Raw genomic sequence first — 24,480 nt, forward strand, 5'->3', positions numbered from 1 at the left:
CCGGCCCGGCCTGGGTGGGCGGTGTGCGCGCGGTGCCGATTAGCCGGTGCCGCCACGGATCGGCACAATTGCTGACGTGCGAGTCGAACTGCTCGGACCGTTCGAGGTCCGGAACGGCGATGGGGCCGTGGTGGAGGTGCCCGGGATTCGGCTGCGCGCACTGCTCGCCGCGCTCGCCCTCGAACCCGGCCGGATCGTCACGCGGGCGAGGCTGGTGGACTGGATCTGGGGACAGCGGCCGCCCGCGGACGAGGTCAACGCCCTGCAGGCGTTGGTGTCCAGGCTGCGCAGGGTGCTGCCGGACGGTGTGATCGAGGCGGACTCCGGCGGATACCGGCTCGCCGTGGCTCCTGACGCCGTGGACGTGTGCCGGTTCGAGCGCCTGGTCGGTCAGGCCCGTGCCGCCGAGCCCGCGGCGCGGGCGGATCTGCTGCGCTCGGCCCTGGCGCTGTGGCGCGGTACGGCCATGGCGGACATCGCGCTGCGAGACAGCGACGCGTTCGACGCCGCGGTCGCGCGTCTGGACGAACTCCACATCTCCGCGCTCGGGGATCGGGTGGACGCGGACATCCGCCTCGGCCGCGGCTCGGAGCTGGTCTCCGAGCTGACCGAGCTGGTCGCGGCCTATCCGCTGCGAGAGGGGTTCGTGGCGGCCCTCATGCGGGCGCTCGCCGAGGCGGGGCGTACGGCTGAGGCGCTGACCGTGTACCAGCGGACGCGCGAGCGGCTCGCCGATGAGCTGGGCGCCGACCCGTCGGCCGAGCTCTCCGCGCTGCACACCGCGTTGCTGCGGGGCGAGCTGGGCGAGCGGTCGGAGAACCACAGGACGAACCTGCGCGCCGAGCTGACGAGTTTCGTCGGCGACGCCGGCCACATCGCCGCGGTCGCCGATCTGGTCTTCAGGCACCGGCTGGTCACCTTGACGGGGGCGGGCGGCTCCGGCAAGACGAGGCTGGCCACGGAGACCGCGCGCACGATGCTCGCCGAGTTGCCGGACGGGGCGTGGCTGGTCGAATTGGCCTCGGTGCGGGCGGGCGGTGACCTGGCGCAGGCCGCCCTCACCGCGATCGGCCTGCGTGACCAGGCACTGCTCGGCGCCGCGCGGGGCGGGGAGCCGATGGACCAGCTCGCCGCCGCGGTCAGGGAGCGCTCGATCCTGCTGATCCTGGACAACTGCGAGCACGTGATCGAGGCGGCCGCGGCTTTCGTGGATCGGCTTCTGGGGGAGTGCCGGAGGCTGCGGATTCTGGCCACGAGCAGGGAACCGCTCGGTATCACCGGGGAGGTGCTGTGGCAGGTCGAACCGCTCGCGCTGCCCCCGGACGGGGCGGACCCCTCCGAGGCCGGGTCGTCACCCGCGGTGCGGCTGCTGCGGGATCGCGCGGCTCTGGTGCGCAAGGACGTCGGCTCCGACGCGCACACCCTGTCGGCCATGGCGCGGATCTGCCGGGCGCTCGACGGGATTCCGCTGGCGATCGAACTGGCCGCGGCGCGGCTGCGCACCATGTCCGTCGACCAGCTGGCACGCCGGCTCGACGACCGATTCCTTCTGCTGACCGGCGGCAGCCGTACGGCGCTGCCCCGGCACAAGACACTGCGCGCGGTCGTGGACTGGAGCTGGGACCTGCTGACCGAGGCCGAACGCCGCGTGCTGCGGCGGCTGTCGGTGTTCTCCGGCGGGGCGAGCCTCGAGGCGGCCGAACGGGTGTGCGGGGACGAGGCGTTCGCCGGGGAGCAGGTGCTCGACGTGCTGACCGCGTTGATCGAGAAGTCGCTGCTGCTCGCCGACGGCGAGGACACCCCGCGCTACCGGATGCTCGGCACGATCAGGGAGTACGCGGCGCAGCGGCTCGCCGAGGCCGGGGAGACCGAGCAGACGCGCCGGGCGCACCTCGCCTACTTCGTCGAGCTGGCCGAGACGGCCGATCCGCACCTGCGCCGGGCCGAGCAACTGGAATGGCTGTCCAGGCTCGAGGCCGAGCACGACAACATCAGCGCGGCCCTGCGCGGGGCGATCGCCGAGGGATGGGCCACGGAGGCGATGCGGCTGGTCGGGGCCGCCGGCTGGTACTGGTACCTCAGCGGGCACAGGGCCGAGGGCACCGAGTTGAGCATCGCGGCGGCTTCGCTGCCCGGTGAGGTGCCCGACGAGGTGCGGGCGATGGCGTACACCATCGTGGTGGTGTTCGTGAGCTCCAGGGTCGGCGGCGATCAGTTTCAGGCGCGGGAGTGGATCGAGGAGGCGCACCGGCTCGCCCAGCGCAGCGGGTATCGCAATCCGCTGCTCGGGTTCGTCGCGCCGCTGGAGCGGATGCTGCAGGGTCCGGCGGAGTTCCTGCCCGCGTTCGAGCCGCTCATCCGCGACGACGATCCGTGGGTGCGTGCACAGGCCAGGCTCGCTCGTGGCCGGCTGCGGCTCACGCTCGGCGGCGACGAGACCGATGTGGACATCGACGCCGAGATCGGCCTCGCCGAGTTCCGTACGCTGGGTGAGCGGATGGGGATCTCGCTGGCGCTGACCTTCCTGGCCGATCGGCTCGCCATGCGCGGTGAGTTCGCACGCGCGTGCGAACACTACGAAGAGGCGGCTGTGGCGCTGACCGAGGTGGGCGCGACCGAGGACGTGGTCGGTCTGCGGGCGCGGCAGGCTCAGCTGTACTGGCTGCTCGGCGACGAGCCGTCCAGCACCTCCGCGATGGCCGAAGCGCAGCGGTGCGCGGGCGGGATCACCTGGCCGGGCGTGCTCGGCGAGCTGGCGTTTTCTGCGGCACAACTGGCCCGCTGGCGCGGCGAGCCGGACCAGGCACGCCGGCATCTGGCCAAGGTGCGGGCGACTCCGGACAACAGGGCGATGGACCAATCCGCCCGTGCCAGGACCATGGACCTGTACGGCTACCTCGCCGAGGATCTCGCAGAGGCCCGCGAATATCGGACCGAGGCATTCCGCGCGGTTGTGGATGTGATGTACCCGCCGATGATCGCCGAGGTGTTGATCGGGATCGCGGATCTCGCGCTGCGCCAGGGAGAGCACGAGCAGGCCGCGCGACTGCTCGCGGCGAGCGACGCCGTGCGCGGCACGCCGGATCGTTCGCAGCCGGACGCTTCCAGGATCGCCGCGGAGACGCGGAATCGCCTCGGTGAATCCGCGTTCACCGAGGCGATCCGTGACGGAGGGCGGAGGGACTGGCGCGAGCTGGCCGAGATCACGCTCGCTTCTTGAACGACGCGCGCGCCCACAGGTAGCCGACCAACGTCAGCCCCACGCACCAGGCGATCGCGGTGACGGCCGAGCCCGTCGACGGCGCGCCGGTCAGCAACCCGCGCAGGGTTTCGATGATCGAGGTGAACGGCTGATACTCGGCGAACTGCCGTGCACCGGGACCCATCTTGTCGGCCGGCACGAACGCGCTGCTCAGGAAGGGAAGGAGCATCAGCGGGACAGCGGCGAAGCCGGCGCTTTCCGGCGTCTTCGCCGCGAGACCGAAGGCGACGGTCAGCCAGCCGATCGCCAGCACCGTCAGCACGATGATGCCGATCACGCCGAGCCATTCCGCGAAACCCGCCGACGGCCGGAATCCCATCAGGAACGCGACCCCGGTGACGATCGCGATGGCCACCAGGCTCCGCAGCATGGTCACGATCACGTGCGCGTTCAGCACCGCGGCCCGGGACACGTCCATGACGCGAAGCCGGTTGATGAAACCGGTCGTCATATCGGAGTTCACGGCGACCGCGGTGGCGCCGATGCCGTAGCAGATGGTCGTCAGCATCAACCCCGGCGTCGCGTAGTCGGCGTAGCCGACGCCGACGCTGAACGCGTCGCCGAAAACGTAGACCATCAGGAACATCAGGAAGACCGGCATGACGACGCCGTTGAACAGCGCCACCGGATTGCGCATCGTGTGCCGGAAGCTGCGCCGCAGCATGGTCGCGGAATCTGCGATGACGTTCATCGGGCGTTGATCTCCTTGTTCGCGGTGCCGGTAAGGGCGAGGAAGACGTCGTCCAGGTCCGGGGTGTGCACCGACAGCTCCTCGACGTCGACGGAGTGCGCGTCGAGCCGGTCGAGCAGCGCGCGCAACGACCTCACACCGCCGTCGCCGGGCACCCGCAGGGCCAGCTCTTCGTCGTCCCTCGTGGACCCGGGCAGGACCCGTGCCGCGGCGTCGAGTTCGTCGCGGCCGGTGAACCGCAGCCGGACGTGGCTGCCGGGGACCCGGCGCTTGAGCTCGTCGGCGGTGCCCTCGGCGACCAGCCGGCCCTGATCGAGCACGGCGATGCGGTCGGCGAGCTGGTCGGCCTCCTCCAGATACTGCGTGGTGAGGAAGATGGTCGCGCCGTCGGCGACCAACTCCCGGATGATCTCCCACATGGTGCGGCGGCTGCGCGGGTCGAGTCCCGTCGTGGGCTCGTCCAGGAAGATGATCTGCGGCCTGCCGACCAGCGTCATGGCGAGGTCCAGCTTGCGGCGCATGCCGCCGGAGTAGGACGCCGCCGGTTTGCTCGCCGCTTCGGCCAGATCGAACCGGTCGAGCAACCGGCCGGCGATCTGCCTGCCCTCCGCCTTGGGCAGGTGCAGGAGATCCGCCATCAGCAGCAGGTTCTCCTCGCCGGTGAGCAGGTCGTCCACCGAGGCGAACTGCCCGGTGACTCCGATCGCCGCGCGCACCGCCTTGGTCTCCGTGGCCACGTCGTGCCCGGCGACGACCGCCTTGCCGGCGTCGGGGGCCAGCAGCGTGGTCAGCACGTTCACCGTCGTGGTCTTCCCGGCGCCGTTGGGCCCGAGCAGGGCGAAGATCGTGCCGGCTTCGACGTCCAGGTCGACGCCGTCCAGCACGACCTTGTCCTTGTACGCCTTCCGCAGCCCCGAGGCCGCGATCGCTGATCCGTTCATGGCGTCCACGATCGCCGACCGCTCTGATACCGCACCGTTGTCGTGCTGACGCGGCCGCTGACACCACTGACACGGGCTGCGGGAACCCGTCCCGCGACGACAGCCCCGGACCCCTCCCGGTCCGGGGCTGGTCTCCCGCCTCGCTCGGTGTCTCCTGCTTATCGGGACAGGGCGAGGTCCACCACGTCGGCGACGGCGCCGTCGGCGCAGGCGCCGACCACGACGTCCGCCGCGGCCCGGACGTCCGGGTGGCCGTCGCCGACCGCGACCCCGAGCCCGGCCACCGCGATCATGTCGATGTCGTTGGGGTTGTCCCCGACCGCGGCGATCTGCTCGAGCGGCACGCCGTGGGACGCTGCCAGAGCGCGGAGCGCGGTGCCCTTGGTCGCGCCCTCCGGCAGCACCTCCAGGTAGGTGGCCTCGGACCGGACCGTCACGGTGCCGGGAATCGTCAGGTCGGGGAGCGGGTCGCCGATCAGCATGCACTTGGTGATCGCACCGGGGGGCAGGGCCGACCAGTCGCCCGGATCCCGCAGAGCGATGCCGTCGCGCCGGGCGTAATCCCGCAGCTCGGGTACGTCGTGTACGGCCAGCGCCTCGCCCCCGCAGAACGCCACCGGATAGACGCCCTCGGGAAGATCGCCGAACATTTCCAGCAGCGTCCGCCACGCCGCCGGCGGCAGGTGACGGGAGCGCAGCACGGCTCCCGTGCCGAGGTCCACCGTACGGGCGCCGTTGTAGAGGATCGCCGCCCCGTCGAGCCCCAGCTCGTCGTAGAACGGCCGGGCCGACAGCTCCATCCGCCCGGTCGCGATGACGACCTCCCCGCCCGCGGCGCGGAAGCGGCGCAGGGCGTCCCTGCTGGCGGGCACCATGGCGAGGTCGCGCCCCACGAGCGTGCCGTCCAGGTCGGTCACGATCCAGCGGATCACGAGGCCGCCCCGGCCGCTCCCGTCGCGACCGCCGCCGAGATGTCCGGGAAGACCTCGGCCATCACCGACCCGGCGAGGTCGAAACCGCCCACGCACGCGACGTAGCCGCCGGGGGTGAAGACGCTGCCGGACAGCGGGACGAACACCCCGCCCGCCTGCTCGACCAGGAGCGACCCGGCCGCGATGTCCCAGGCGTTGACGTTCGTGCCGTGCGCGACGTCGGACCAGCCCGCGGCGACGTGCGCGAGCTTCAGCGCCGCGCTGCCGGGACGGCGGGTGGTGGCGAAGGCGTGCTGGACGCGGGCGAACCGGTGCAGGGCGTCGTCGCCTTCCGTCGTGAGGTCGCGGGGCGTGGGGTAGCTCGACAGCAGCACGGCCTCCCGGTCGCTGCGGGCGCCGGAGCTGCGCAGCGGCGCGCCGTTGCAGAAGGCGCCACCGAGCGAGGCGGTGTACTCGTCGTCGCGCACGGGGTCGTAGACGACGCCGGCCACCACCCGGTCGTCCACCGCGGCGGCGATCGAGGTGCAGAAGAACGGCAGCCCGGCCGCGAAGTTCGCGGTGCCGTCGATCGGGTCGACGTACCAGCGGACCTCGCCCTCGCCGCGTACGCCGCCCTCCTCGCCGACCACCACGCTGCCGGGGCACAGGCGGTCGATGACCTCCCGGATGCGCGCCTCGGCGGCCTTGTCGTGCTCGGTCACCGGGTCGTGGAAGTCGCGCTTCGTGGTGATCTCGGGCCGGGAGCGGAAGGCGTGGCGCAGCAGGTCGCCGACCGATCTGGCCGCCCTGACCGCGATGGCGGCCAGCTCACGTGAGGTGTTCAGGTCCATGTCTCCTCCAGAAGGGTCAGCAGGCCGCGCGGGTCCTCCACGGTCGCCTGGGGGCTCTGGCGCACCCGGTAAGGGATCTCGTCGGTGCTGCCGGAGACCATCAGGACGGTCGCCCCGACTCCGGCGCGGGCGCCGCACACCACGTCGCGGTCGTAGTTGTCGCCGACGTACCAGACCTGCGCGGGGTCGGCGCCCAGGGCCCGGCAGGCGATCCAGATCATCTCGGGGTTGGGCTTGCGCACGCCGACCTCGTCGCTGTAGACCTGCACGGCCACCTGGCGGTCGAGCGCGGCCGTCGTCATGAAGTCGCGGTGGACGGCGCCGCACAGCGCGTTGCTGACGACCGCAGGAGTGACGCCGTTCGCCCAGCAGGCCTCCAGCAGCTCCGCCATCCCCGGCCGCAGCTTGCGCCCGCTGCGCAGCTCGCCCATCCGCCGGCACAACGGGGTCGCCTCCGCGGTCACCAGGGTGCGGGCCTGCTCGGGCCAGTCGCCCCCGACGTAGTCGGCCCAGAACTCCCGATGCGTCATCTCCTCCGGCGCGAAGCGGCGGGAGGTGGAGTCCTTCCAGTACTTGTCCGCGCGCGCACCCGCCCGGATGTCGCTCTCGACCTCCTCGACGGTGAGGCCGTCGAACCCCGCCCGGCACAGCCGCCCGTGCACCTCGGCGGCGAGCTCGGCCGCCCAGGACGGGCGGCGGGTGGTCTCCACGATCACGCCGCCGAAGTCCAGCAGCAGCGCCACGGGCCTGATCACGCCACCGCCCCCATTCCGTCCCAGGCGGCCAGCCGCGCGCCGTCCGCGCCGAACAGGTGCATCCGCTCGGTCCAGCAGGTCACCATGTCGCCGGGGGCCGCCTCGACCGGGGTGTAGGACACCGCGTACGCCTCGGTGTCGAGCACGCGCAGCCGTACGGTCCAGGACGACCCGGCCGGCAGCACGGCCTCGACGACGGCCTCCTCGCACCAGGTGGCGCCGGGCGGCGGGCCGAGGCGCAGCGCCTCGGGCCGGATGCCGACGGCCGCGGGCGCGCATCCGGGTACGCGGGACTCGGCGAAGCGCAGCAGCGATCCGGCCAGGCCGGCGGGGGAGGGCCCGACGTCGACGATCGCCATGGGCGGGCTGCCGACGAACTCGGCGACGAAACGGTTGGCGGGCCGGTCGTACATGTCCATCGGCGCGGCCACCTGCTGCAACTCGCCCTCGTTCATCACCGCGACGTCGGTGGCCATGGTGAGGGCCTCAAGCTGGTCGTGGGTGACGAAGACGATCGTCGCGCCCGACTCCTCGTGGATGCGCTTGAGCTCGGCGCGCATCTCCAGGCGCAGCCGGGCGTCGAGGTTCGACAGCGGCTCGTCGAGCAGCAGCACCGACGGGTTGACGGCGAGCATGCGGGCGAGCGCGACGCGCTGCTGCTGGCCTCCGGACAGCTGGGAGGGGTAGCGGTCCATGGCGGCGTCGACGTGCACCATCTTCAGCGCGGCCTCGGCCCTGGCCCTGCGCTCGGGGGCGGGCACCTTGCGCATGCGCAGGCCGAACTCCACGTTGTCGCGCACGGACAGGTGGGGCCACAGCGCGTAGTTCTGGAAGACCAGGCCCATGCCGCGTTTTTCCGGCGGGACGTACAGGCCGCGCTCGACGGAGTCGAGCACGCGGTCGCCGACGCTGATGGTGCCGGCCGTGGGCTGCTCCAGACCGGCGATCATGCGCAGGGTCGTGGTCTTGCCGCAGCCGGAGGGCCCGAGCAGGCACATGAACGCGCCGTCGGGGACGGTGAGGTCGAGGTTCTTCACGGCGTGCTCGCCGCCGCCGTAGCTCTTGGCGACTCCGGTCAGCGTGATGGCTGGCATCTATCCTCCTAGGCCGGACGCCAGGCTGCTCTTGGTCAGCCGCTGGGTCAGGTACGTCATGGTGAAGGAGACCAACGCGATGACGAGGACGACCGCGTTGGCGAGCTGGGTGTATCCGTAGTCCACGAGGCCGATCGACAGCGTCGTGAGCAGTTCCGTGCCGGTCGTGGTGAGCATGACCACGATGCTGAGCTCCTTGAGCCCGGAGATGAACGGCAGCACGATCCCGGTGACGAGGGCGCCCTTCTGGATGGGGAAGATGATCCGCCCCATCCGCTGGAACCAGGGCGCTCCGGCGATCTGCGCCGCCTCCTCCGGCTCGCGGCCGAGCTGGGTCATCGCCGCGATGCCCGAGCGCGAGCTGTACGGCAGATGGGTCACCGCCATGACGAGGATCAGCAGGAACGTCGTGCCGTACAACGCGGGGATCGGGCCGCGGGCCACGGCGAACAGCGACAGCGAGGCGGCGGCGAACGCGATGCCGGGGACGAGGTAGGGCAGGAAGGAGACCTGGCGGAGGAAGAAGGCGACGCGCGGGGCCGTGCCGCGCACCACGACGTATCCCACCAGCAGCCCGGCGACCGCGCAGATCACCGAGGCCAGGCCGACGATGCGCAGGGAGTTCCATGCCGCCGCCCACAGCTCGGAGCCGCGGAAGACGCCGTGGGGGAACCCGACCGCCCCCGGCAGCCGCTCGGCGAACCAGTAGTCGAGGGTGAAGGTCGACAGGTCCAGCGGCGTACGGGTGACCGTGGACAGCAGCAGGGTGAACACCGGGACCAGCACGCTCACCCCGAAGACCACCAGGCCGAGCGCGAACGCCGGCCAGCGCAGGCGGCGCAGGTCGCTCAGCCGGTCCATGCCGCCCTTGCCTCCGACGGTGACGAACCGGCGGTGCTCGCGGGTCATCCGGGTGTCGGCGAGCACGATCACCACCCCGACGACCACGATGACCGTGGCGAGCACCGAGGCCACGCCCGTGCTGCGGTCGCGGATCGACTGGAACAGCCCGGTGGACAGCACCCGGAAGTCGGCGGGCAGCCCCAGCACGTACGGCGTGCCGAACGTGCCGAGCACCCGGCCGACCACCAGCAGCACGGCCGACGACAGCGCGGGGAGCATCAGCGGGATCACGATGCGGCGCACGACCGTGCGCTGCGGCGCGCCGAGGATGCGCGCCGAGTCCACGAGCTGCGCGTCGATGCGCCGCAGCGCGTTGCCGACCAGGAGCAGCACGAACGGGTAGTAGTGCAGCCCGAGGGTCACGATGATCGGCAGCGCGCCGTACGCCAGCCAGTCGGGCGTGCGCACGCCCTGGGCCTGGAGGAACCCGACCTGACCGCCGGCGCGCTCGTTCTTGAACAGCGTGAGCCACGCCAGCGAGAAGGTCCACGACGGCAGCATGTAGGGGATCACCAGCGCGCCCGCCAGCCACTTGCGTCCCGGCACGTTGGTGCGGGTCACCAGCCACGCCATGCCGCCGCCGAGCACCAGGGCGAACAGCACGGTGCCCAGCGCGACCACCAGCGTGTTGAGCAGCGGCTGCCAGAACAGCAGCCCGCTGATCTGGGAGCGGAAGACCCGCCAGAGGTAGTAGCCGGTCCACTCGCCGACCGCCTGCCCGGCGTGCACGTCGTCGCCGTACTGCAGGCGGAAGGCGTCGGACAGCACGGCGACCAGCGGCGCCACGACGAGATAGCCGAGCACGACGACGAGGATCAGCCCGAGCGCGGCGGTCGGGTCGTGGCGCAGGACGCGGAGCCGATAGAGCAGCCTGCGCGATCTGGGTGGTCGGGGCGGCGTCTCCGCCTTGGTCACAACAGCCATGGGGGGTACTTCCTTCGAGGTCGGGGACCGCCGGAGTGCGGGGCCCCGCTTTCTGAGTTGCCGGGATGCCAGGGGAGTTGCCGGGATGCCGGGGGAAGGGGCGGGGCTCGGGCGCGGAGCCGGGGGTTCGGGGCGGGGGCGTGGGGCTCAGTGGCTGCGTTTGAGCATGGCGTCGGCGAGCGCGTCGGCGGCCTCGCCGAGCCGCCGGCCCACCGCGTCGAGGCGGGCCAGCAGCTCGCGCTCGCGCAGCGTCTCCATCCGCAGCGGGCCGCTGAACAGCTCGGCGAGCCGGGCCTGGCAGAGCTGCCGCAGGCGGTTGCAGCACTTGCGGGTGGCGAGCACGGCGACGGTCACCGAGCCGGGGTCGTCGAGCATCTTCAGCACGGCCGCGTCCAGCTCGTCCAGGCCGTCGATCACCGCCTGCAGCGGCTCGACCGCGAAGCCGAGGTCCTCCGGCCCGAACAGGTCGGTCTCGCGTACGTAGTCGCGCAGGTGGTCGAGGACGTCGTCGATGGACCGGGAGAGCCGGAACAGGTCCTCCCTGTCGATGGGGGTGGCGAGCACGCGGCGCAGGGTCTCCACGAGCTCGGCCCGCGCCGCGTCCCCCTCGTGCTCCACCTCGGCCATCCGGGCCCGCGCGGCCGACCGGTCCGTCGCGCCGGCGGCGGTGGCGCGGGCGAGCCCGGCCCCGTCCCGCGCGACCGCGATCTGCCCCCGGACCAGGCCGACCACCCGCCGTGCCGACCGCCCCCGCAGGTCGTCCCAGGCCCGCGCGAACCGGCGGGAACGCCCCCGCGCGCCGGTCACCGCAGCCTGAGCGCCAGCCCCGCCAGGCAGCCCAGCGCCAGCGACGACGGCAGCGTGACCAGCCACGCCGTTCCCATGTTCACCACTGCCTGCCATCGCACCCTCCGTGCTCCTTCGCTTGCCGCCACGCCGACGACGCCGGCCGTGATGGACTGGGTCATGCTCACCGGGCTGCCGAGGGCCGAACTGCCGAGCACGGCGCCGGTGGCCGCCGTCTCCGCGGAGACGACGTGCAGCGGCCGGGTGATGACCAGGCCGCGCCCGAGCCGGGCGCCGACCCGGGGGAGACCCGCCAGCGCTCCGGCGAGGAAGAGCGCCGCGAGGACGGCCATCCACACCGGCGGGACGTCGACCGGGCCCACCCGGCCGAGCCCGCCGCGGCCCACGCCGATCGCCACGCTCGCGACCGCGATCATCTTCTGGCCGTCGTTCAGCGCGTACGCCAGGCACTGGGCCGCGTACGCCAGCAGGTGGGCGGTGCCCACGAGCCGGGGCATCCGCTGGTAGGACGGCACCCGGCGGGACGCCGTCCCGAGCAGGTAGCCGAGGACCAGCCCGGCCAGGGGCGCCCCGGCCCCGACCGCGAGGACGGTGGCCACCCCCCGCCACGACACCGGCAGCCCGGCGCCGACCCCGGCGCCGGTGATGCCGCCGATCACGGCGAGCGTGAGGCTCGTGGGCAGGCCGCGGCCGGTCAGGATCGCGACCACCGTCACGGCGACCACCACTCCGGTGAGGAAGGCGGCCGCCCCCTGCCCGGTGTCCAGCCCCGCCAGCCGTTCGGTGAACGTCCGGGCGACCGTGACGCCCAGCACGTACGGCCCGGCGAACAGGGCCGCGGTGAGCAGGGCGGCGGCCGTCCAGCCCGGCGAGCGGGGGAAGCGCAGCCCGAGCCCGATCAGGGTCGCCCCGTCGTTGGCCCCGCTGATCAACGTGAAGAGCACCGCCGCCGCGGCGAACGCGAGCGTCCACCCCATCAGAGGTAGGGCCGCTGGTCACGCTTGGCCTCGTCATAGCGCTCGCGCGCGGCGCGCGCCTCGGCGAGCCCGGACACCTCGGCCACCGGCACGTCCCACCACGCCTCGGCGGCGGGTGCGGGACCGGGGACCGTCTCGACGTAGACCACGGTCGTGCGGGGGGACGCGACGGCCTTGGCGAGCGCGGCCCGCAGGGTCTGCGGGTCGGCCGCCGTCAGCACGTCGGCGCCGAGGCTGGCCGCGTTGGCGGCGAGGTCCACGGGCAGCCGCTCCCCGTCGAGCCGGCCGCCTGGGCCGCGCTTCCGGTAGGCGGTGCCGAGCCGGAGCGCGCCGACCGACTCGCTCAGCGCGCCGATCGAGGCGAAGCCCTGGTTGTCCACCAGGACGATGACGAGCTTGACGCCCTCCTGCACGGCGGTGGCGATCTCCTGGGCCATCATGAGGTAGGACCCGTCGCCGACGAGCACGAACACCTCACGCTCCGGGGCGGCGAGCTTCACCCCCAGGCCGCCGGCGATCTCGTAGCCCATGCAGGAGTAGCCGTACTCGACGTGGTACTGCCCGGGGTCGGAGGCGCGCCAGAGCCGGTGCAGGTCGCCCGGCATCGACCCGGCCGCGTTGACCACCACCCCGCCCGCGGCGACCTCGTTGAGGACACCGAGCACCACCGGCTGGGTCAGCTCGGTCCCGCCGTAGAACCGGTCGGTCTCGGCCTGCCACGCGGCGGCCAGCTCGGCCGCCCGGCTCGTCCAGCCGGGGTCGGCCCGCCAGTCCACGTCGTCGAGCGCCTTCAGGGCCTCCCGCGCGTCGGCGACGAGCGTCTCGGCCGCGTGCTTGGCCGCGTCGAACGCCGCCACGTTGACGTTGAGGAACCCGGCCTGCCGGAACAGCGTCCGCGAGGCGGTGGTGAAGTCGCTGTAGCGGGTGCCGATCCCGATGACCAGGTCGGCCTCGCGGGCCAGGGTGTCGGCCGCGCGGGTCCCGGTGTGCCCGATCGCGCCCACCGCGCACGGATGGTCGTACGGCAGCGCGCCCTTGCCGGCCTGGGTCTCGGCCACCGGCACGCCGTGGCGTCCGGCGAAGCGGGCCAGCTCGGCGCAGGCGCGGCTGTATTTGACCCCGCCCCCGGCGACGATCAGCGGGCGGCGCGAGCCGCGCAGCAGCTCGGCGGCCCTGGCCAGGGCGGCGGTTTCGGGGACCGGCCGGGCCACGCGCCATACCCGGCGGGCGAACAGCTCCTCGGGCCAGTCGTACGCCTCGGCCTGCACGTCCTGCGGCAGCGCCAGCGTCACCGCGCCGGTCTCGGCGGGGTCGGTGAGCACCCGCATGGCCGCGAGCAGCGCCGCCGGAAGCTGCTCGGGCCGGTTGATCCGATCCCAGAAGCGGCTGACCGGCTTGAGGCAGTCGTTGACGCTGACGTCGTACGACCGAGGGTCCTCCAGCTCCTGCAGCACGGGCGAGGCGACCCGGGTGGCGAACAGGTCGCCGGGCAGCAGCAGCACCGGCAGCCGGTTGATCGTGGCCAGCGCGGCCCCGGTGACCATGTTGGTCGCGCCCGGCCCGATCGAGCTGGTGCAGGCGAGAGTGGACAGGCGGTCGGACTGCCGGGCGTAGCCGACGGCCGTGTGCACCATCGCCTGCTCGTTGCGGGCCAGGTAGTAGGGCAGCGGGTCGTGGGTGCCCGCGCCCTGCTCGGCCAGGGCCTGGCCGACGCCCGCGACGTTGCCGTGCCCGAAGATGCCCAGGCACCCGGCGATCAGCCGGTGCTCCACGCCGTCGCGCTCGGTCCACTGCTGGGCGAGGAACCGCACCAGCGCCTGCGCCACCGTGAGCCTCGTCGTGTTCCTCATGAGACACCTCCCAGCCGGGGATCGACGGGCTGGCCGGCCCACGAGTCGCGGATCCAGGCGTGCCTCGGATCGTCGGAGAAGGCCATGGACCGCTTGTCCGCCGGGCCGGCCAGGACGTTCAGGTAGTAGAGGTCGTAGCCGGGCGCGGCCATCGACGGGCCGTGGTAGCCGTGCGGCACGAGCACGACGTCGCCCGCCGACACCTCGGCCAGCGTGTCGTGGGTGCCGTACACCCGCTGGTAGCCGGGGCCGCCCTCGAAGTAGTAGATCTCCTCGAGCACCGCCTCGTGCTCCGACGGCGTGTCGTGCTTGTGCGGGGGATAGGACGACCAGTTGCCGCCCGGCGTGATCACCTCGACCGCCACGAGCTTGTCGCAGTCGAACGCCTCGGGGGAGCAGAAGTTGTGGACCTTCCTGGTCGCCTGCCCCGCGCCCCTGATCTCCACCGGCACGGCGTCCGCGGGCCCGTACCTGATGGGGAAGCGGCGGGTGGCCCGGGCGGCGGGGAGCGCGACCCTGCCCGTGCCGGTGATCGTCACCCGGGCGTCGATCGGCAGGTACGCGAAGTCGGCCGGCCCGGAGAACACCGAGGGGCGGCCGGTCAGCGACAGCCGCAGGCCGTCGGCGACGACGTCGCACGCCCCCGCCAGCGGCAGGACGAGCATCTCCTCCTCGCCGGTGGACAGCTCCACCGGCCGGTCCGCCAGGTCCACGACCCGCAGCCCGGCGTACGTCCAGCCCGCGGCCTCGGGGGTGATCTCGACGTCCCAGGGGCCGGAGGCGGCCGCGCCGTGGGGTATGTGGGTCATGTGGTCTCCAGCAGGGTGACCGCGGCGTCCACGGCCGCCGCGACGTCGTCGTCCGGTGGGTAGAGCAGCGCCCGCCCGGCGACCAGGCCGCGCACGCCCGGCAGGCGCAGGGCCTTGCTCCAGGAGTCCCAGATCTCGTCGGAGCCGGGCTCGCCGCCGAGCAGCAGCACCGGCAGCGTCGTGGCCTCCAGGACGCGGTCCATGTCCTCGGTCACCGGGAGCTTCAGCCAGGTGTGGGCGGAGGTCGCCCCCAGCCCCTGGCCCACGCTGATGGCGCGGATCATCGCCTCGGGCGACAGGTCGTGCCGCACCGCTCCATCGACGCGACGGGACCAGAACGGCTCGATCATCGCCATCAGCCCGTGCCGCGCGAGCTGGGTGACGGCCTGCCCGCAGCTCGCCAGCGTGGCGGCGGTCGCGTGGTCCTCCAGCCCGATCCGGCAGAGCATCTTGCCGCCGTCGAAGCCCATCGCCGCGAGCGAGTCGGCGTCGTAGGCGGTGAAGCGGTCGTCGAACTCGAACGCCGCGCCCTGGACCCCGCCCCGGTTCATCGAGCCGATCACGATCTTGTCGTCGAGGGCGCCGAGCAGCAGCAGGTCCTCCACGATGTCGGGAGTGGCGAGCAGCCCGTCCACGCCGGGCCGGGCCAGGGCGGTCGTCAGCCGGTCGAGCAGGCTGATCCGGCTCTCCATCGCCATCGGCCGTCCGGCCACGCCGAGCGCGCCCCGGGCCGGATGGTCGGCCGCGATGATCAGCAGCCGGCCGCGCCCGCTCAGCAGCGGACGGCGCCTGCGGACCGCGGCCACCTGGGCCACCCGCTCCGGGTGCCAGGCCCGGTCGTCCAGCAGGCGGCGGTAGTCCTCCTCACGCATGGCCGGCGTCCTCCCTTCCTGCTTCTCCATCAGGGGAGTCCCCCTGGATGACGTTCCCCGGGTCCGGGGGGAGCCCCCGTGCGGAACCCCGGGTCACGACGGTCTCGATCTCGCCGAGTGTGGGCATCGCCGGAGCGCAGGCCAGCCGGCCGGCGACGATCGCGCCCGCGGCGTTGGCGAACCGCAGCGTCCGCTCCAGCGGCCAGCCCGCGAGCAGCGCGTGGCACAGCGCTCCGCCGAAGGCGTCCCCGGCGCCCAGCCCGTTGACGACCTCGACGTCGACGGGCGGCACCCGCACCGCCTCGCCGGCCGTCATGCCCAGCACACCGGCCGCGCCCTGCTTGATGATCGCGAGTTCGACCCCGGCGTCGAGCAGGGCACGGCCGGCCGCCTCGGGATCGCGCAGGCCGGTGGCCACCTCGGCCTCGTCGAGGTTGCCGACCGCGACCGTCACGTGGCCGAGCGCCTCGCGCACGTGCCGGCGGGCCGTACGCGGGTCGGGCCAGAACATCGGCCGGTAGTCGAGGTCGAGCACGGTGCGCGGGGCGCGTCCCCGGGCCTTCAGCGCCGTCAGGTGCGCGCCGCGCGACGGCTCGTCCGACAGGCCGGTCACGGTCGTCCACAGCAGCGCTGCGCCGGTGACGGCGGCCAGGTCGAGCTCGGTGGGAAGGATCTCCAGGTCGGGCGCCTTGGGCCAGCGGTAGAAGAACAGCGGGAAGTCCTCCGGCGGCCGGATCTCGCAGAACGTCACGGGGGTCGGCAGACCGGGCACCGCGGTCACATACCGGTCGTCCACGCCGTACTCGCGCAGCGCGTCGTGCACGAACCGCCCGAAGGGGTCGGCGCCGGTGCGGGTGACCACGGCGCTGCGGCGGCCCAGGCGGGCGGCGGCCACGGCCACGTTGGTCGGGCTGCCGCCCAGGTATTTGCCGAAGGTCGTCACCTGCCGCAGGGACACCCCGACCTGCAGCGGGTAGAGGTCCACCCCGACCCGCCCCATGGTCAGCACCTCCGGCGCCGCCGCCGCGGTGTCGGGAGCGGTGCCGGCTGCGGTGCTGGTCATGCTGCGTCCTCCGGGGAGGCCAGGCCCGTGAGGTAGGCCAGGCTCGCGCGCACGTCCTCCACGGGATCGGCGTCGGCCGACGTGAGGATCACGTCCTGCTCCATGACATACCAGCCGGTGTACCCCGCGGCCGTCAGGCCGGAGACGATGCCCGCCACGTCGACGTCACCGCGGCCGAGCGGGCGGTACATCCCGGCCCGCACCGCGTCGGTGTAGGTGAGCTCGCCCGCCCTGACCCGCCCGGCGAGGCCGGCGTCGACGTCCTTCAGGTGCGCGTGGGCGATCCGCTCGGGGGCCTTCCTGACGACGTCCAGCGGGTCGGCGCCGCCGGCCAGCAGATGCCCGGTGTCCAGGCAGAGGGAGACGGCCGCGCCATCGAGGACCCGCTCCACCTCCTCGCCGGTCTCGACCATGGTGCCCACGTGGGGGTGCAGGGTGACCAGGTGGGAGATCTCCCGGTCGATCCGGTCGAGGTTGGACAGCAGCGTCCGCCAGCCATCGTCGTCCAGGGCGGGGCGTCCGTCGTAGCCGTCCACCCCGGTCGCGGCGGCCAGCACGACCACCGCGTCCGCCTCGAAGGCGGCCACCGTGTCCCGCAGGGCGGCCAGCGGGTCGTGCGCCGGGTCGTGCAGGACGACCGGGACGAAACCGCCGATCGCGCGCAGGCCGTAGCCGCCGAGCAGGGCGGCGCGGCGGTCCGGCTCGGGCGGCAGGAACCCGTCGGGGCCCAGCTCGGTGGCGGTCAGCCCGAGCGCGGCCATCTCGGCCAGCACGCGCTCCGGGGCGAGCTGGTGGCCCCAGCCGGGCACCTCGCAGACCCCCCAGGAGATGGGGGCGGCGGCGATCCTCACTTGGTCACCTCCACCACGCGGACGGGACGGTCGGTCCGGCGGGACAGGTCCGCCGCCTCGGCCACGTACAGCGCGGCCAGGGCGTCGCGGACCGTGCAGGGGCTCTCCCGCTCGCCCCGCGCCGCCTCCAGGAAGGCCGTCATCTCCGCGACGTACGCCTCCGCGAACCTGGCCTGGAAGTCCGGCCAGGGGGCGCCGTCCGGTGTGAAGCCCTCGGCCGAGCGCAGCGGGGTGCGCCCGCCGAGCCCCGCCGCCCAGGCGCCGCGCGTGCCGGCCAGCTCCATCCGCACGTCGTAGCCGGCGCCGTTGTAGCGCGAGCCCTGCAGGGTGGCCAGCGTGCCGTCGTCCATGGTCAGGATCGCGGCGCTGGTGTCCACGTCGCCCGCCTCGGCGAAGTACTCCTCGCCGCGGTTGGCGCCCGCGGCGTAGACCGTGTCCACCTCGCGCCCGCTGACCCAGCGCAGGATGTCGAAGTCGTGGATGTGGCAGTCGCGGAAGATGCCGCCGGACGACGGGATGTAGCCGGCGGGCGGCGGCGCGGGGTCGGCGGTGATCAGGTGGACGCGGTGCAGCACGCCCAGCTCACCGGAGCGCAGCGCGTCGCGGGCGGCCAGGTAGCCCGCGTCGAAGCGGCGCTGGAAGCCGATGTGCACGACGGCGCCGGTGCGCTCGACGGTCTCGGCGACCCGCAGCGTCTCCTCCACCGTGGGCGCCGCCGGCTTCTCACAGAACGCCGGGACGCCCAGCTCACAGGCGCGTTCGAGCGCCTCCGCATGAGTGGACGTCGGGGTCGCGATCACCACGGCGTCCGCGTCGAAGGGGTCGCCGACCGTCGCGGACAGCCGCGCCGCCACCTCCTCGGCCCGGCTCCGGTCCACGTCGGAGACCACCAGCTCGTCCGCGAGACCGGCCAGGGTGGCGGCATGGAAGACGCCTATGCGGCCAAGGCCCAGCAAACCCACACGCATGTGTCAGCTCCTCGTCCAGGGGCCTCCAGTTCTAAATGAGCGGAAGGTAAAGGTCAAGAGTTTGTCCTGACATTCGGATGAACTATCATCCCGATGAGAAAAGCGTGACTCAGCGCTCGACGAGGGTGACCTCGAGGGAATAGTGCGAGGCGCGGTACACGTGCGAGCCGTGCTCGACCGCTCGCCCCTGGTCGTCGTAGGTGGTGCGGACCATCGTGAGCAGCGGGCAGCCGCGCCGCTCCTCCAGCAGCCGGGCCTCCGCGGGGGTGGCGGCGCGGGCGCCGATGCGCTGGTGCGCCACCCGCATCCGGATGCCGGTCTGGCGCAGCATCTCGTAGAGCCCGCGTTCCACCAGCGACTCGGACGTCAGCGGGGCCAGCCCGAGCGGCAGCCAGTTGTGCAGCAGGGCGAGCGGCTCTCCCATGGCGAACCTGATCCGCTCCAGCCGCAGCACCTCCGTGCCCGGTTCGACGCCCAGGGCCACCGCGACCTCCTCCTCGGCCGGTACGGTGTCCAGGGACAGCACCCGGGTCTGCGGCTCCTGTCCGGCCCTGCGAAGGTCGTCGTACAGACTGGTGAGCTCGACCGCGCGCTTCACCTGGCCGTGCACGACCTGGGTGCCGACGCCGCGCTTGCGGACGACCAGGCCCTTGTCCACGAGGAACTGGATCGCCTGGCGGATGGTGGGGCGGGAGAGGCCGAGTTGCTCGGCGAGCTGGATCTCGTTGTCCAGCCGGGAGCCGGGGGGCAGCTTGCCGGCCTGGATGGCCTCTGTGATCCGCTCGGCCACCTGGAAGTAGAGGGGCACGGGGCTCGACCTGTCGAGGTCGATGTCCAATCTGGTGACTGTCACGACTCGACGGTAGCTGACATCAGAATGTCTTGACCAACGCCGCTGAGGCCGTATTAACGGTATATGTCCAGTTCGCAACTGAGGTCATTATGTCTTGACAAACTGTTCACGTGACGTTCATCGTGGAGCACACCGCGGCGCCGGATCGGGGCTCTGGGCGGCGCCCGACGACCCCCGAGAGGCAAGAGGAGTGACGCCACCTTGAGGCGTACCCGGAAGATCGTTCCCCTGGCACTGCTCGCGCTCGCCGTCGCCGCCTGCGCGCCCTCCACCGGCCCGGACGCGTCGTCCTCCGCGACGAGCGCCGAGCAGCCGCTGCCCGGCCCCTCGATCGACGCGTCCCTCGACCTGGACGCGCTGGTCGCCGCCGCGAAGAAGGAGGGCGGCCTGCTCGTCTACGACTCCAGCGGCGACATCGAAGAGGTGGCCAAGGCCTTCACCGCCAAGTACGGCATCCAAATGGAGGGGGTGAAGTCCGACACCCCGCAGACCGCGGAGAAGATGACGAGGGAGCACGCGGCCGGCAACGTCACCATCGACGCGGCCATGTACGAGGACGGCGGGGTGCTTGTCGGCCAGCTCATCCCGCAGGGCGTCGCCCGGACCTGGGTGCCCGCCGACCTGAAGGACCAGATCCCGGCCGAGAACCGCAACCCGCTGCTCGCGCTGTCGAAGGCCACGGTCTTCGCGTACAACACCAGGCTCTCGCCCGGCGGATGCCCCATCAAGAACGTGTGGGACCTGACCGAGCCGGAGTGGGCGGGCAAGCTCGTCATGCAGGACCCGCTCGGCAAGCCCACCGTGCTGTCGTTCTTCACCCAGCTGGACGCGCACGGCAACCAGGCGCTGGAGCAGGCCTACCAGGCGAAGTACGGCAAGCCGCTGCAGACGGAGGAGAAGAGCGCCGCCTACGAGTGGGTCAAGCGCATCTCGGCCAACAAACCCGTGCTGACCGGCTCCGACGAGGACATCTCGGCGGCGGTGGGCGCGCCGAACGCCACCGACAAGAAGATCGGCTTCATGTCGATCTCGAAGTTCCGCAACAACGAGGACAAGGGATACGCCCAGGCGACCTGCGAAGGGATGACGCCGTTCGCCGGCTTCAGCTATCCCAAGTACGTCGCGATCGCCGCCAAGAGCAAGCACCCCAACGCGGCCAAGCTGTACGTCCACTTCATCATGACCGAGGAGGGCGTGAAGCACGAGATCGGCGAGGGCGGCGTCTCCGGCAACAGCACGGTGAAGCCGCTGGTCACCCCGGCCGGCCTGAACGACTGGAAGGGCCAGCTCTTCCACACCGACCCCGCGGGGCTGCTCGGCGACCTGCGCAACCGGCAGACGGTCTCGGACTTCTGGCGCGTCAACCACGGCTGACCCGGTGAACGGAACGGCCCCCGGGGACACCCGGGGGCCGTCTTGTCCGTCCGCGTCAGTCGCGCGGGTCCCAGCCGTCGGTGTCCACGTCGAGGTCGAGCTTGTCCGCGATGTCGTCCCACTTGGTGAACTTGAAGTTCGTGATCTCACGGTCGGGCTCGGCGGGAGTGTTCTCCCCGTCGTGCGCGACGAACAGGCCCTCGCCGAAGTCGCCGAGCGGCACGTTCAGCACGGTCGAGCCGTCGCTGTGCTCGACGCCGTCGCGGCCGTTCTTCTCGCTCACCCGGAACTGGCCGAGGTAGGAGTTGGACCCCTCCCTGCGGTAGACGGCGAAGGTGCTGTCGCCCTGGCTGGAGGCCAGCAGGTAGCCCTTGCCGTCCTCGCGGTAGTAGATCGTCAGGCCCTCGGCGTCCGCCGCCAGGTGCTTGCCGCCGTAGCCGGGGTCGGCGCCGGGGGTGCACTCGTCGGTCGCGGCGTCGTACGTGCCGGGCACGCCGAACTCCTTGGTCTTGTCCACCAGCACCGGCGGGCCGGTGAGGTCGGCCCGCATCCGCCAGATGCCGACGTCCTCCTGGGCGGCGTAGAGGACGTCCTTCTCCTGGTCGACGACCATGCCCTCGACCTGCGGCTGGACTCCGGGCTCGTCGCACGGGGCCCAGGTCTGCCCGTTGGGCAGGGCGAACGACGCGGGCAGGTCGAGCGTCCTGACGAGCTGGTAGCCGACCTTCCCGCCCGGCTTGGGCAGCAGCTTCACCAGCCCGACCGAGGTCCGGTGCCGCCGGCTGACCAGCGCATAGGTCCCGGTGGAGTCCGTCCAGGTGGCCAGGCCGTACGCCGTCTCCTTGTCGTTGACCTGCTCCTGCGTGGAGTTGAAGACGAACGGCGCGGCCGGGTCGGTCACGTCGGTGAGCCGGCCGTGGGAGACGGCGTAGATCCTGAGCTGGTCGCGGCCCCGGTCGGAGACCACGGCGAGGTCCCGGCCGCCGAAACCGTAGGCCACGTCGACGTTGTTGAACCTGCCGACCTCGTCGTCGGGGCCCGGCGCGGCGGGCGCGGGCAGGTGCTGGACCTGCCGTCCGTCCAGGTCGTAGACGAAGAGCCCGGCCTCCTTGGCGGTGCCGATCACCACGCTCTCGTCCGAGTCGTCGGGGTCCACCCAGATGGCGGGGTCGTCGCCGTTGGCGTTGCCGCCGGCCTCGTCGTCGTACAGGGCGGGGGTCTCCACCTGCGGGTACACGGTGGCGACGCCGCTGCTCGACGCCGGAACCGCCGCCCCGCCTATCAGCGAGATCGTCAGGGTGGCAAGGAACAGCCCGGACAGGGGACGCATCGCGCCTCCTCGGTTGGGGGATGATGTCGCCTCGACCGTAATGACCAAATAACACCAATGCAATAGGTCATCCTTATGTCATGACATATTCACTTGTAGTTCGCTTGCGTACCGGGACGCTCGGTGGCACAGTCGCACGCCGGAAGGGAAGGAGTGCCGACGTGGGACTGTTCACCGAGGCCATGGGGCAGCTGGCCGCGGGCGTGGCGGTCGTGACGGTCAAGGACGACCGCGACGACCTGGGCATCACGGTCGCGACCCTGATGTCGGTGTCGCTCGACCCGCCGCTCGTGCTGATCAGCCTCGACTCGGCCGGATATCTCGCCGAGGTGCTGCTGCGCAGGGACCGCTGGGCCGCGAGCGTCCTCGCGGACGGCCAGCAGACGGTCGCCTCCAGGTTCGCCACGGCCGGACGGCCGGGCGCCCGGCTCCTGCTGGCCGGGGTCGCCCATCACCGCGGCGCGCACAGCGAGGCGCTGGTCGTGGAGCGCGGGGTGGCGGCGATCGAGGCCGAGACGACCCGGGTCGTCCCGGCCGGCGACCACACGCTGTTCGTCGGGGAGGTCCTCGGCGTCGACTACGTCGACGCGTCCAAGGCCCCGCTCGTACGGCTGCGCTCCCGCTACCGTCCCGTGCTGTGATGTCCTACCTGATCGTCCACCAGCCCGGCAGCACGAGCGGGCCGTACGCCGGGAGGCCGAGCTGCCCGGCCATCCGCGCCAGCGGCCCCCACGCCTCCAGGCGCACCCGGGCGAGCGCGGCCGACTTGTCCTCGCTCGACTCCGGCGGGCGCAGCCGCTCCAGGGGGTGCATGCGGGGATAGGTCCGCACGGGGGCGTCGCCGGCCAGCCCGGCCCGGCGGCGGGCCAGGGCGAGGGCGTCCTCCAGGCCGCCGAGCTCGTCGGCGAGACCGGCCGCCCTGGCGTCGGCGCCGGTCCACACCCGGCCCCTGGCCAGCTCGTGTGCCCGGTCCCTGGTCAGGCCGCGGCCCTGCGCCACCTTCCCCACGAAGTCGTCGTAGATGCGGTCGAGCCAGGCGTTCACCCGCTCCCACTGGTCGTCGGAGAAGGCGGTGGACGGCGAGAACATCCCGGCGTTGGCGCCCTCGGCGACCGACTCGGTCACCACGCCGAGCTTGCCGAGCAGCCCGCCGACGACGGGCTTGCCGCCGAACACGCCGATCGAGCCGGTCAGGGTGCCCGGCTGGGCCACGATCACGTCGGCGGCCATCGACACGAAGTAGCCGCCGGAGGCGGCCAGGTCGCCCATCGACACGATGACCGGCTTGCCCGCCTCGCGGGCCAGCACGACCTCGCGCCAGATCGCGTCGGAGGCGACGTACGACCCGCCGGGGCTGTCCACGCGGAACACGATGGCCTTGACCTTCTCGTCCCGCCGGGCCGAGCGCAGGGCCGCGCAGATGGTGTCGGAGCCCATGGCGCCCCCGCCGCCCAGCGGCGAGCGGCCGCTGCGCCCGAGACGGATCATGCCGTTGCCGTGGACCAGGGCGACCGTGGCCGCTCCGGGGTGGGGGAGCCTGCTGGACAGCGCGCTCTTGGCGTACCGCGACACGTAGAGCAGGTGCGCGCCGTCGTCGACGGTCTCGGCGTAGACCTCGTCGCGATACTTCAGCCCGTCCACGAGCCCGGCCTCGACGGCTTCCGTCCCGATGAACGGGCCCTGGTCGATCAGCTCGCGCACCCGCTTGGGGTCGAGGCCGCGTCCCTCGGCGACGCCGGCGACGATCTGCTCGGTGACCGACTCGGCGATGCGCCCGGCCGACTCGCGGTGGGCGTCGGTCATGTGGTTCTGGGTGAAGGTGTTGGCCGCGGTCTTGTACTCGTGCCGCTGGCCGATCTGATACTCCACCCCGGCCTTGGCGAGCGCGTCGCGCAGGAACCGCTGCTCCAGCGCCACCCCGGTCAGGCCCACGTCACCGGAGGGCTGGAGGTAGACCCGCTCGAAGGCGCTGGCCAGGTAGTAGGGGACGGTGCCGGCGCCGAACTCGCCGAACGTCTCGGCGAACGCGACGGTCCGCTTGCCCGCGGCGCGCAGCTTGACCACGGCCGCCCGCAGCTCCTGCACTATGCCGAGGCCGAGGGGGTTGCCGCCGATCTTGACGATCAGCGCGGTGACGCGGGGGTCCTTGCGGGCGCGGCGCAGGCCCGACAGCACCTCGGCGAGGCGCGCTTTGCGCATGGACAGCAGGGCGGTGACGGGGTCGGCGGGCGGGCCTTCCGACAGCCCCTCGGTCAGGTCCAGTTCCAGCACGAGCGGCGCGGTGCGGCGCTGCCGCAGCTTGCCGACCGTTTCTACGATCGTCCTCGTCGCGTCCATAAATGCCACCATAAGCGAAGGTTTCGCCGGGATGGCCGGATGATCTGGGCCCCCGCG

General features: G+C 72.6%; 21 protein-coding genes. 3 read left to right on the forward strand and 18 right to left on the reverse strand.

All coding sequences use genetic code 11. The features are described 5' to 3' along the window. Positions 1-76: 76 nt before the first annotated feature. On the forward strand, positions 77-3,220 hold the full coding sequence (locus ABZ860_RS25520; protein WP_357224577.1) for a BTAD domain-containing putative transcriptional regulator: 3,144 nt from the start codon (positions 77-79) through the stop codon (positions 3,218-3,220). On the opposite strand, the gene ABZ860_RS25525 is transcribed toward ABZ860_RS25520, so the two are convergent. From ABZ860_RS25525 to ABZ860_RS25600, 16 genes are all read right to left on the reverse strand, one after another. Further along, the gene (locus tag ABZ860_RS25525) at positions 3,204-3,953 is read right to left on the reverse strand and encodes an ABC transporter permease (RefSeq protein WP_357224580.1); all 750 of its coding nucleotides are present in this window, start codon (positions 3,951-3,953) and stop codon (positions 3,204-3,206) included. The genes ABZ860_RS25520 and ABZ860_RS25525 overlap by 17 nt on opposite strands. Further along, positions 3,950-4,894, reverse strand: a complete 945-nt coding sequence (locus ABZ860_RS25530; protein WP_357224582.1) for an ATP-binding cassette domain-containing protein — start codon at positions 4,892-4,894, stop codon at positions 3,950-3,952. Before ABZ860_RS25530 ends, ABZ860_RS25525 begins: the two co-directional genes overlap by 4 nt. A gap of 158 nt (positions 4,895-5,052) precedes the next feature. Continuing rightward, complete coding sequence (locus ABZ860_RS25535) at positions 5,053-5,826, reverse strand: Cof-type HAD-IIB family hydrolase (protein WP_357224585.1); 774 nt, start codon at positions 5,824-5,826, stop codon at positions 5,053-5,055. Beyond that, a complete protein-coding gene (locus ABZ860_RS25540) occupies positions 5,823-6,656 on the reverse strand; it encodes an inositol monophosphatase family protein (protein ID WP_357224586.1) in 834 nt (277 codons plus the stop codon). The genes ABZ860_RS25535 and ABZ860_RS25540 overlap by 4 nt, the downstream gene beginning before the upstream one ends. After that, positions 6,647-7,411 (reverse strand): HAD-IA family hydrolase, encoded by a 765-nt coding sequence (locus tag ABZ860_RS25545; protein ID WP_357224588.1) that lies wholly within the window; start codon positions 7,409-7,411, stop codon positions 6,647-6,649. The genes ABZ860_RS25540 and ABZ860_RS25545 overlap by 10 nt, the downstream gene beginning before the upstream one ends. Next, positions 7,408-8,505 carry an ABC transporter ATP-binding protein gene (locus ABZ860_RS25550; protein ID WP_357224591.1) on the reverse strand — a complete coding sequence of 366 codons (1,098 nt, stop codon included), beginning with the start codon at positions 8,503-8,505 and terminating at the stop codon, positions 7,408-7,410. The genes ABZ860_RS25545 and ABZ860_RS25550 overlap by 4 nt, the downstream gene beginning before the upstream one ends. Next, on the reverse strand, positions 8,506-10,332 hold the full coding sequence (locus ABZ860_RS25555; RefSeq protein WP_357224593.1) for an iron ABC transporter permease: 1,827 nt from the start codon (positions 10,330-10,332) through the stop codon (positions 8,506-8,508). 147 nt (positions 10,333-10,479) lie between these two features. After that, entirely contained in the window at positions 10,480-11,139 is a 660-nt protein-coding gene (locus ABZ860_RS25560) for a DUF47 family protein (protein WP_357224596.1), read from the reverse strand. Continuing rightward, positions 11,136-12,116, reverse strand: coding sequence for an inorganic phosphate transporter (locus ABZ860_RS25565; RefSeq protein WP_357224597.1), 981 nt, complete (start codon positions 12,114-12,116; stop codon positions 11,136-11,138). The genes ABZ860_RS25560 and ABZ860_RS25565 overlap by 4 nt, the downstream gene beginning before the upstream one ends. Continuing rightward, positions 12,116-13,966, reverse strand: coding sequence for a 3D-(3,5/4)-trihydroxycyclohexane-1,2-dione acylhydrolase (decyclizing) (iolD, locus tag ABZ860_RS25570; protein WP_357224599.1), 1,851 nt, complete (start codon positions 13,964-13,966; stop codon positions 12,116-12,118). The genes ABZ860_RS25565 and iolD overlap by 1 nt, the downstream gene beginning before the upstream one ends. Then, positions 13,963-14,775: a 5-deoxy-glucuronate isomerase gene (gene iolB / locus ABZ860_RS25575; RefSeq protein ID WP_357224601.1), complete on the reverse strand. Its 813-nt coding sequence runs from the start codon at positions 14,773-14,775 to the stop codon at positions 13,963-13,965. Before iolB ends, iolD begins: the two co-directional genes overlap by 4 nt. Next, positions 14,772-15,647, reverse strand: a complete 876-nt coding sequence (locus ABZ860_RS25580) for a deoxyribose-phosphate aldolase (protein WP_357224603.1) — start codon at positions 15,645-15,647, stop codon at positions 14,772-14,774. Before ABZ860_RS25580 ends, iolB begins: the two co-directional genes overlap by 4 nt. Then, the gene (gene iolC, locus ABZ860_RS25585; RefSeq protein WP_357224604.1) at positions 15,640-16,710 is read right to left on the reverse strand and encodes a 5-dehydro-2-deoxygluconokinase; all 1,071 of its coding nucleotides are present in this window, start codon (positions 16,708-16,710) and stop codon (positions 15,640-15,642) included. Before iolC ends, ABZ860_RS25580 begins: the two co-directional genes overlap by 8 nt. Further along, the gene (locus tag ABZ860_RS25590) at positions 16,707-17,561 is read right to left on the reverse strand and encodes a sugar phosphate isomerase/epimerase (RefSeq protein ID WP_357224606.1); all 855 of its coding nucleotides are present in this window, start codon (positions 17,559-17,561) and stop codon (positions 16,707-16,709) included. The genes iolC and ABZ860_RS25590 overlap by 4 nt, the downstream gene beginning before the upstream one ends. Beyond that, positions 17,558-18,529, reverse strand: coding sequence for a Gfo/Idh/MocA family oxidoreductase (locus ABZ860_RS25595; protein WP_357224608.1), 972 nt, complete (start codon positions 18,527-18,529; stop codon positions 17,558-17,560). Before ABZ860_RS25595 ends, ABZ860_RS25590 begins: the two co-directional genes overlap by 4 nt. 109 nt (positions 18,530-18,638) lie before the next feature. Continuing rightward, a complete protein-coding gene (locus tag ABZ860_RS25600) occupies positions 18,639-19,382 on the reverse strand; it encodes a GntR family transcriptional regulator (RefSeq protein ID WP_357224610.1) in 744 nt (247 codons plus the stop codon). A gap of 201 nt (positions 19,383-19,583) precedes the next feature. Between ABZ860_RS25600 and ABZ860_RS25605 the strand changes: the two genes are divergently transcribed. Then, positions 19,584-20,756: an ABC transporter substrate-binding protein gene (locus ABZ860_RS25605; RefSeq protein ID WP_357224613.1), complete on the forward strand. Its 1,173-nt coding sequence runs from the start codon at positions 19,584-19,586 to the stop codon at positions 20,754-20,756. A 55-nt stretch (positions 20,757-20,811) separates the two neighbouring features. On the opposite strand, the gene ABZ860_RS25610 is transcribed toward ABZ860_RS25605, so the two are convergent. After that, the gene (locus ABZ860_RS25610; RefSeq protein WP_357224616.1) at positions 20,812-22,086 is read right to left on the reverse strand and encodes a phytase; all 1,275 of its coding nucleotides are present in this window, start codon (positions 22,084-22,086) and stop codon (positions 20,812-20,814) included. A 161-nt stretch (positions 22,087-22,247) separates the two neighbouring features. On the opposite strand from ABZ860_RS25610, the gene ABZ860_RS25615 reads away from it, so the two are divergent. After that, on the forward strand, positions 22,248-22,727 hold the full coding sequence (locus tag ABZ860_RS25615; RefSeq protein WP_357224617.1) for a flavin reductase family protein: 480 nt from the start codon (positions 22,248-22,250) through the stop codon (positions 22,725-22,727). A gap of 4 nt (positions 22,728-22,731) precedes the next feature. On the opposite strand, the gene ABZ860_RS25620 is transcribed toward ABZ860_RS25615, so the two are convergent. Continuing rightward, on the reverse strand, positions 22,732-24,423 hold the full coding sequence (locus ABZ860_RS25620; RefSeq protein ID WP_357224620.1) for a S49 family peptidase: 1,692 nt from the start codon (positions 24,421-24,423) through the stop codon (positions 22,732-22,734). Between the last annotated feature and the right edge of the window lie 57 nt (positions 24,424-24,480).

It is taken from the genome of Microbispora sp. NPDC046973, from assembly GCF_040644495.1.
Classification (GTDB): domain Bacteria; phylum Actinomycetota; class Actinomycetes; order Streptosporangiales; family Streptosporangiaceae; genus Microbispora.

What these genes read in the sequence shown, in the direction of transcription:
- ABZ860_RS25525 (WP_357224580.1), bottom strand. Translation starts at nt 3,953, where the DNA reads ATGAACGTCATCGCAGATTCCGCGACCATGCTGCGGCGCAGCTTCCGG.
- ABZ860_RS25550 (WP_357224591.1), bottom strand. Translation starts at nt 8,505, where the DNA reads ATGCCAGCCATCACGCTGACCGGAGTCGCCAAGAGCTACGGCGGCGGC.
- iolD (WP_357224599.1), bottom strand. Translation starts at nt 13,966, where the DNA reads ATGAGGAACACGACGAGGCTCACGGTGGCGCAGGCGCTGGTGCGGTTC.
- ABZ860_RS25565 (WP_357224597.1), bottom strand. Translation starts at nt 12,116, where the DNA reads ATGGGGTGGACGCTCGCGTTCGCCGCGGCGGCGGTGCTCTTCACGTTG.
- ABZ860_RS25580 (WP_357224603.1), bottom strand. Translation starts at nt 15,647, where the DNA reads ATGCGTGAGGAGGACTACCGCCGCCTGCTGGACGACCGGGCCTGGCAC.
- ABZ860_RS25595 (WP_357224608.1), bottom strand. Translation starts at nt 18,529, where the DNA reads ATGCGTGTGGGTTTGCTGGGCCTTGGCCGCATAGGCGTCTTCCATGCC.
- iolC (WP_357224604.1), bottom strand. Translation starts at nt 16,710, where the DNA reads ATGACCAGCACCGCAGCCGGCACCGCTCCCGACACCGCGGCGGCGGCG.
- ABZ860_RS25530 (WP_357224582.1), bottom strand. Translation starts at nt 4,894, where the DNA reads ATGAACGGATCAGCGATCGCGGCCTCGGGGCTGCGGAAGGCGTACAAG.
- ABZ860_RS25620 (WP_357224620.1), bottom strand. Translation starts at nt 24,423, where the DNA reads ATGGACGCGACGAGGACGATCGTAGAAACGGTCGGCAAGCTGCGGCAG.
- ABZ860_RS25610 (WP_357224616.1), bottom strand. Translation starts at nt 22,086, where the DNA reads ATGCGTCCCCTGTCCGGGCTGTTCCTTGCCACCCTGACGATCTCGCTG.
- ABZ860_RS25555 (WP_357224593.1), bottom strand. Translation starts at nt 10,332, where the DNA reads ATGGCTGTTGTGACCAAGGCGGAGACGCCGCCCCGACCACCCAGATCG.
- iolB (WP_357224601.1), bottom strand. Translation starts at nt 14,775, where the DNA reads ATGACCCACATACCCCACGGCGCGGCCGCCTCCGGCCCCTGGGACGTC.
- ABZ860_RS25540 (WP_357224586.1), bottom strand. Translation starts at nt 6,656, where the DNA reads ATGGACCTGAACACCTCACGTGAGCTGGCCGCCATCGCGGTCAGGGCG.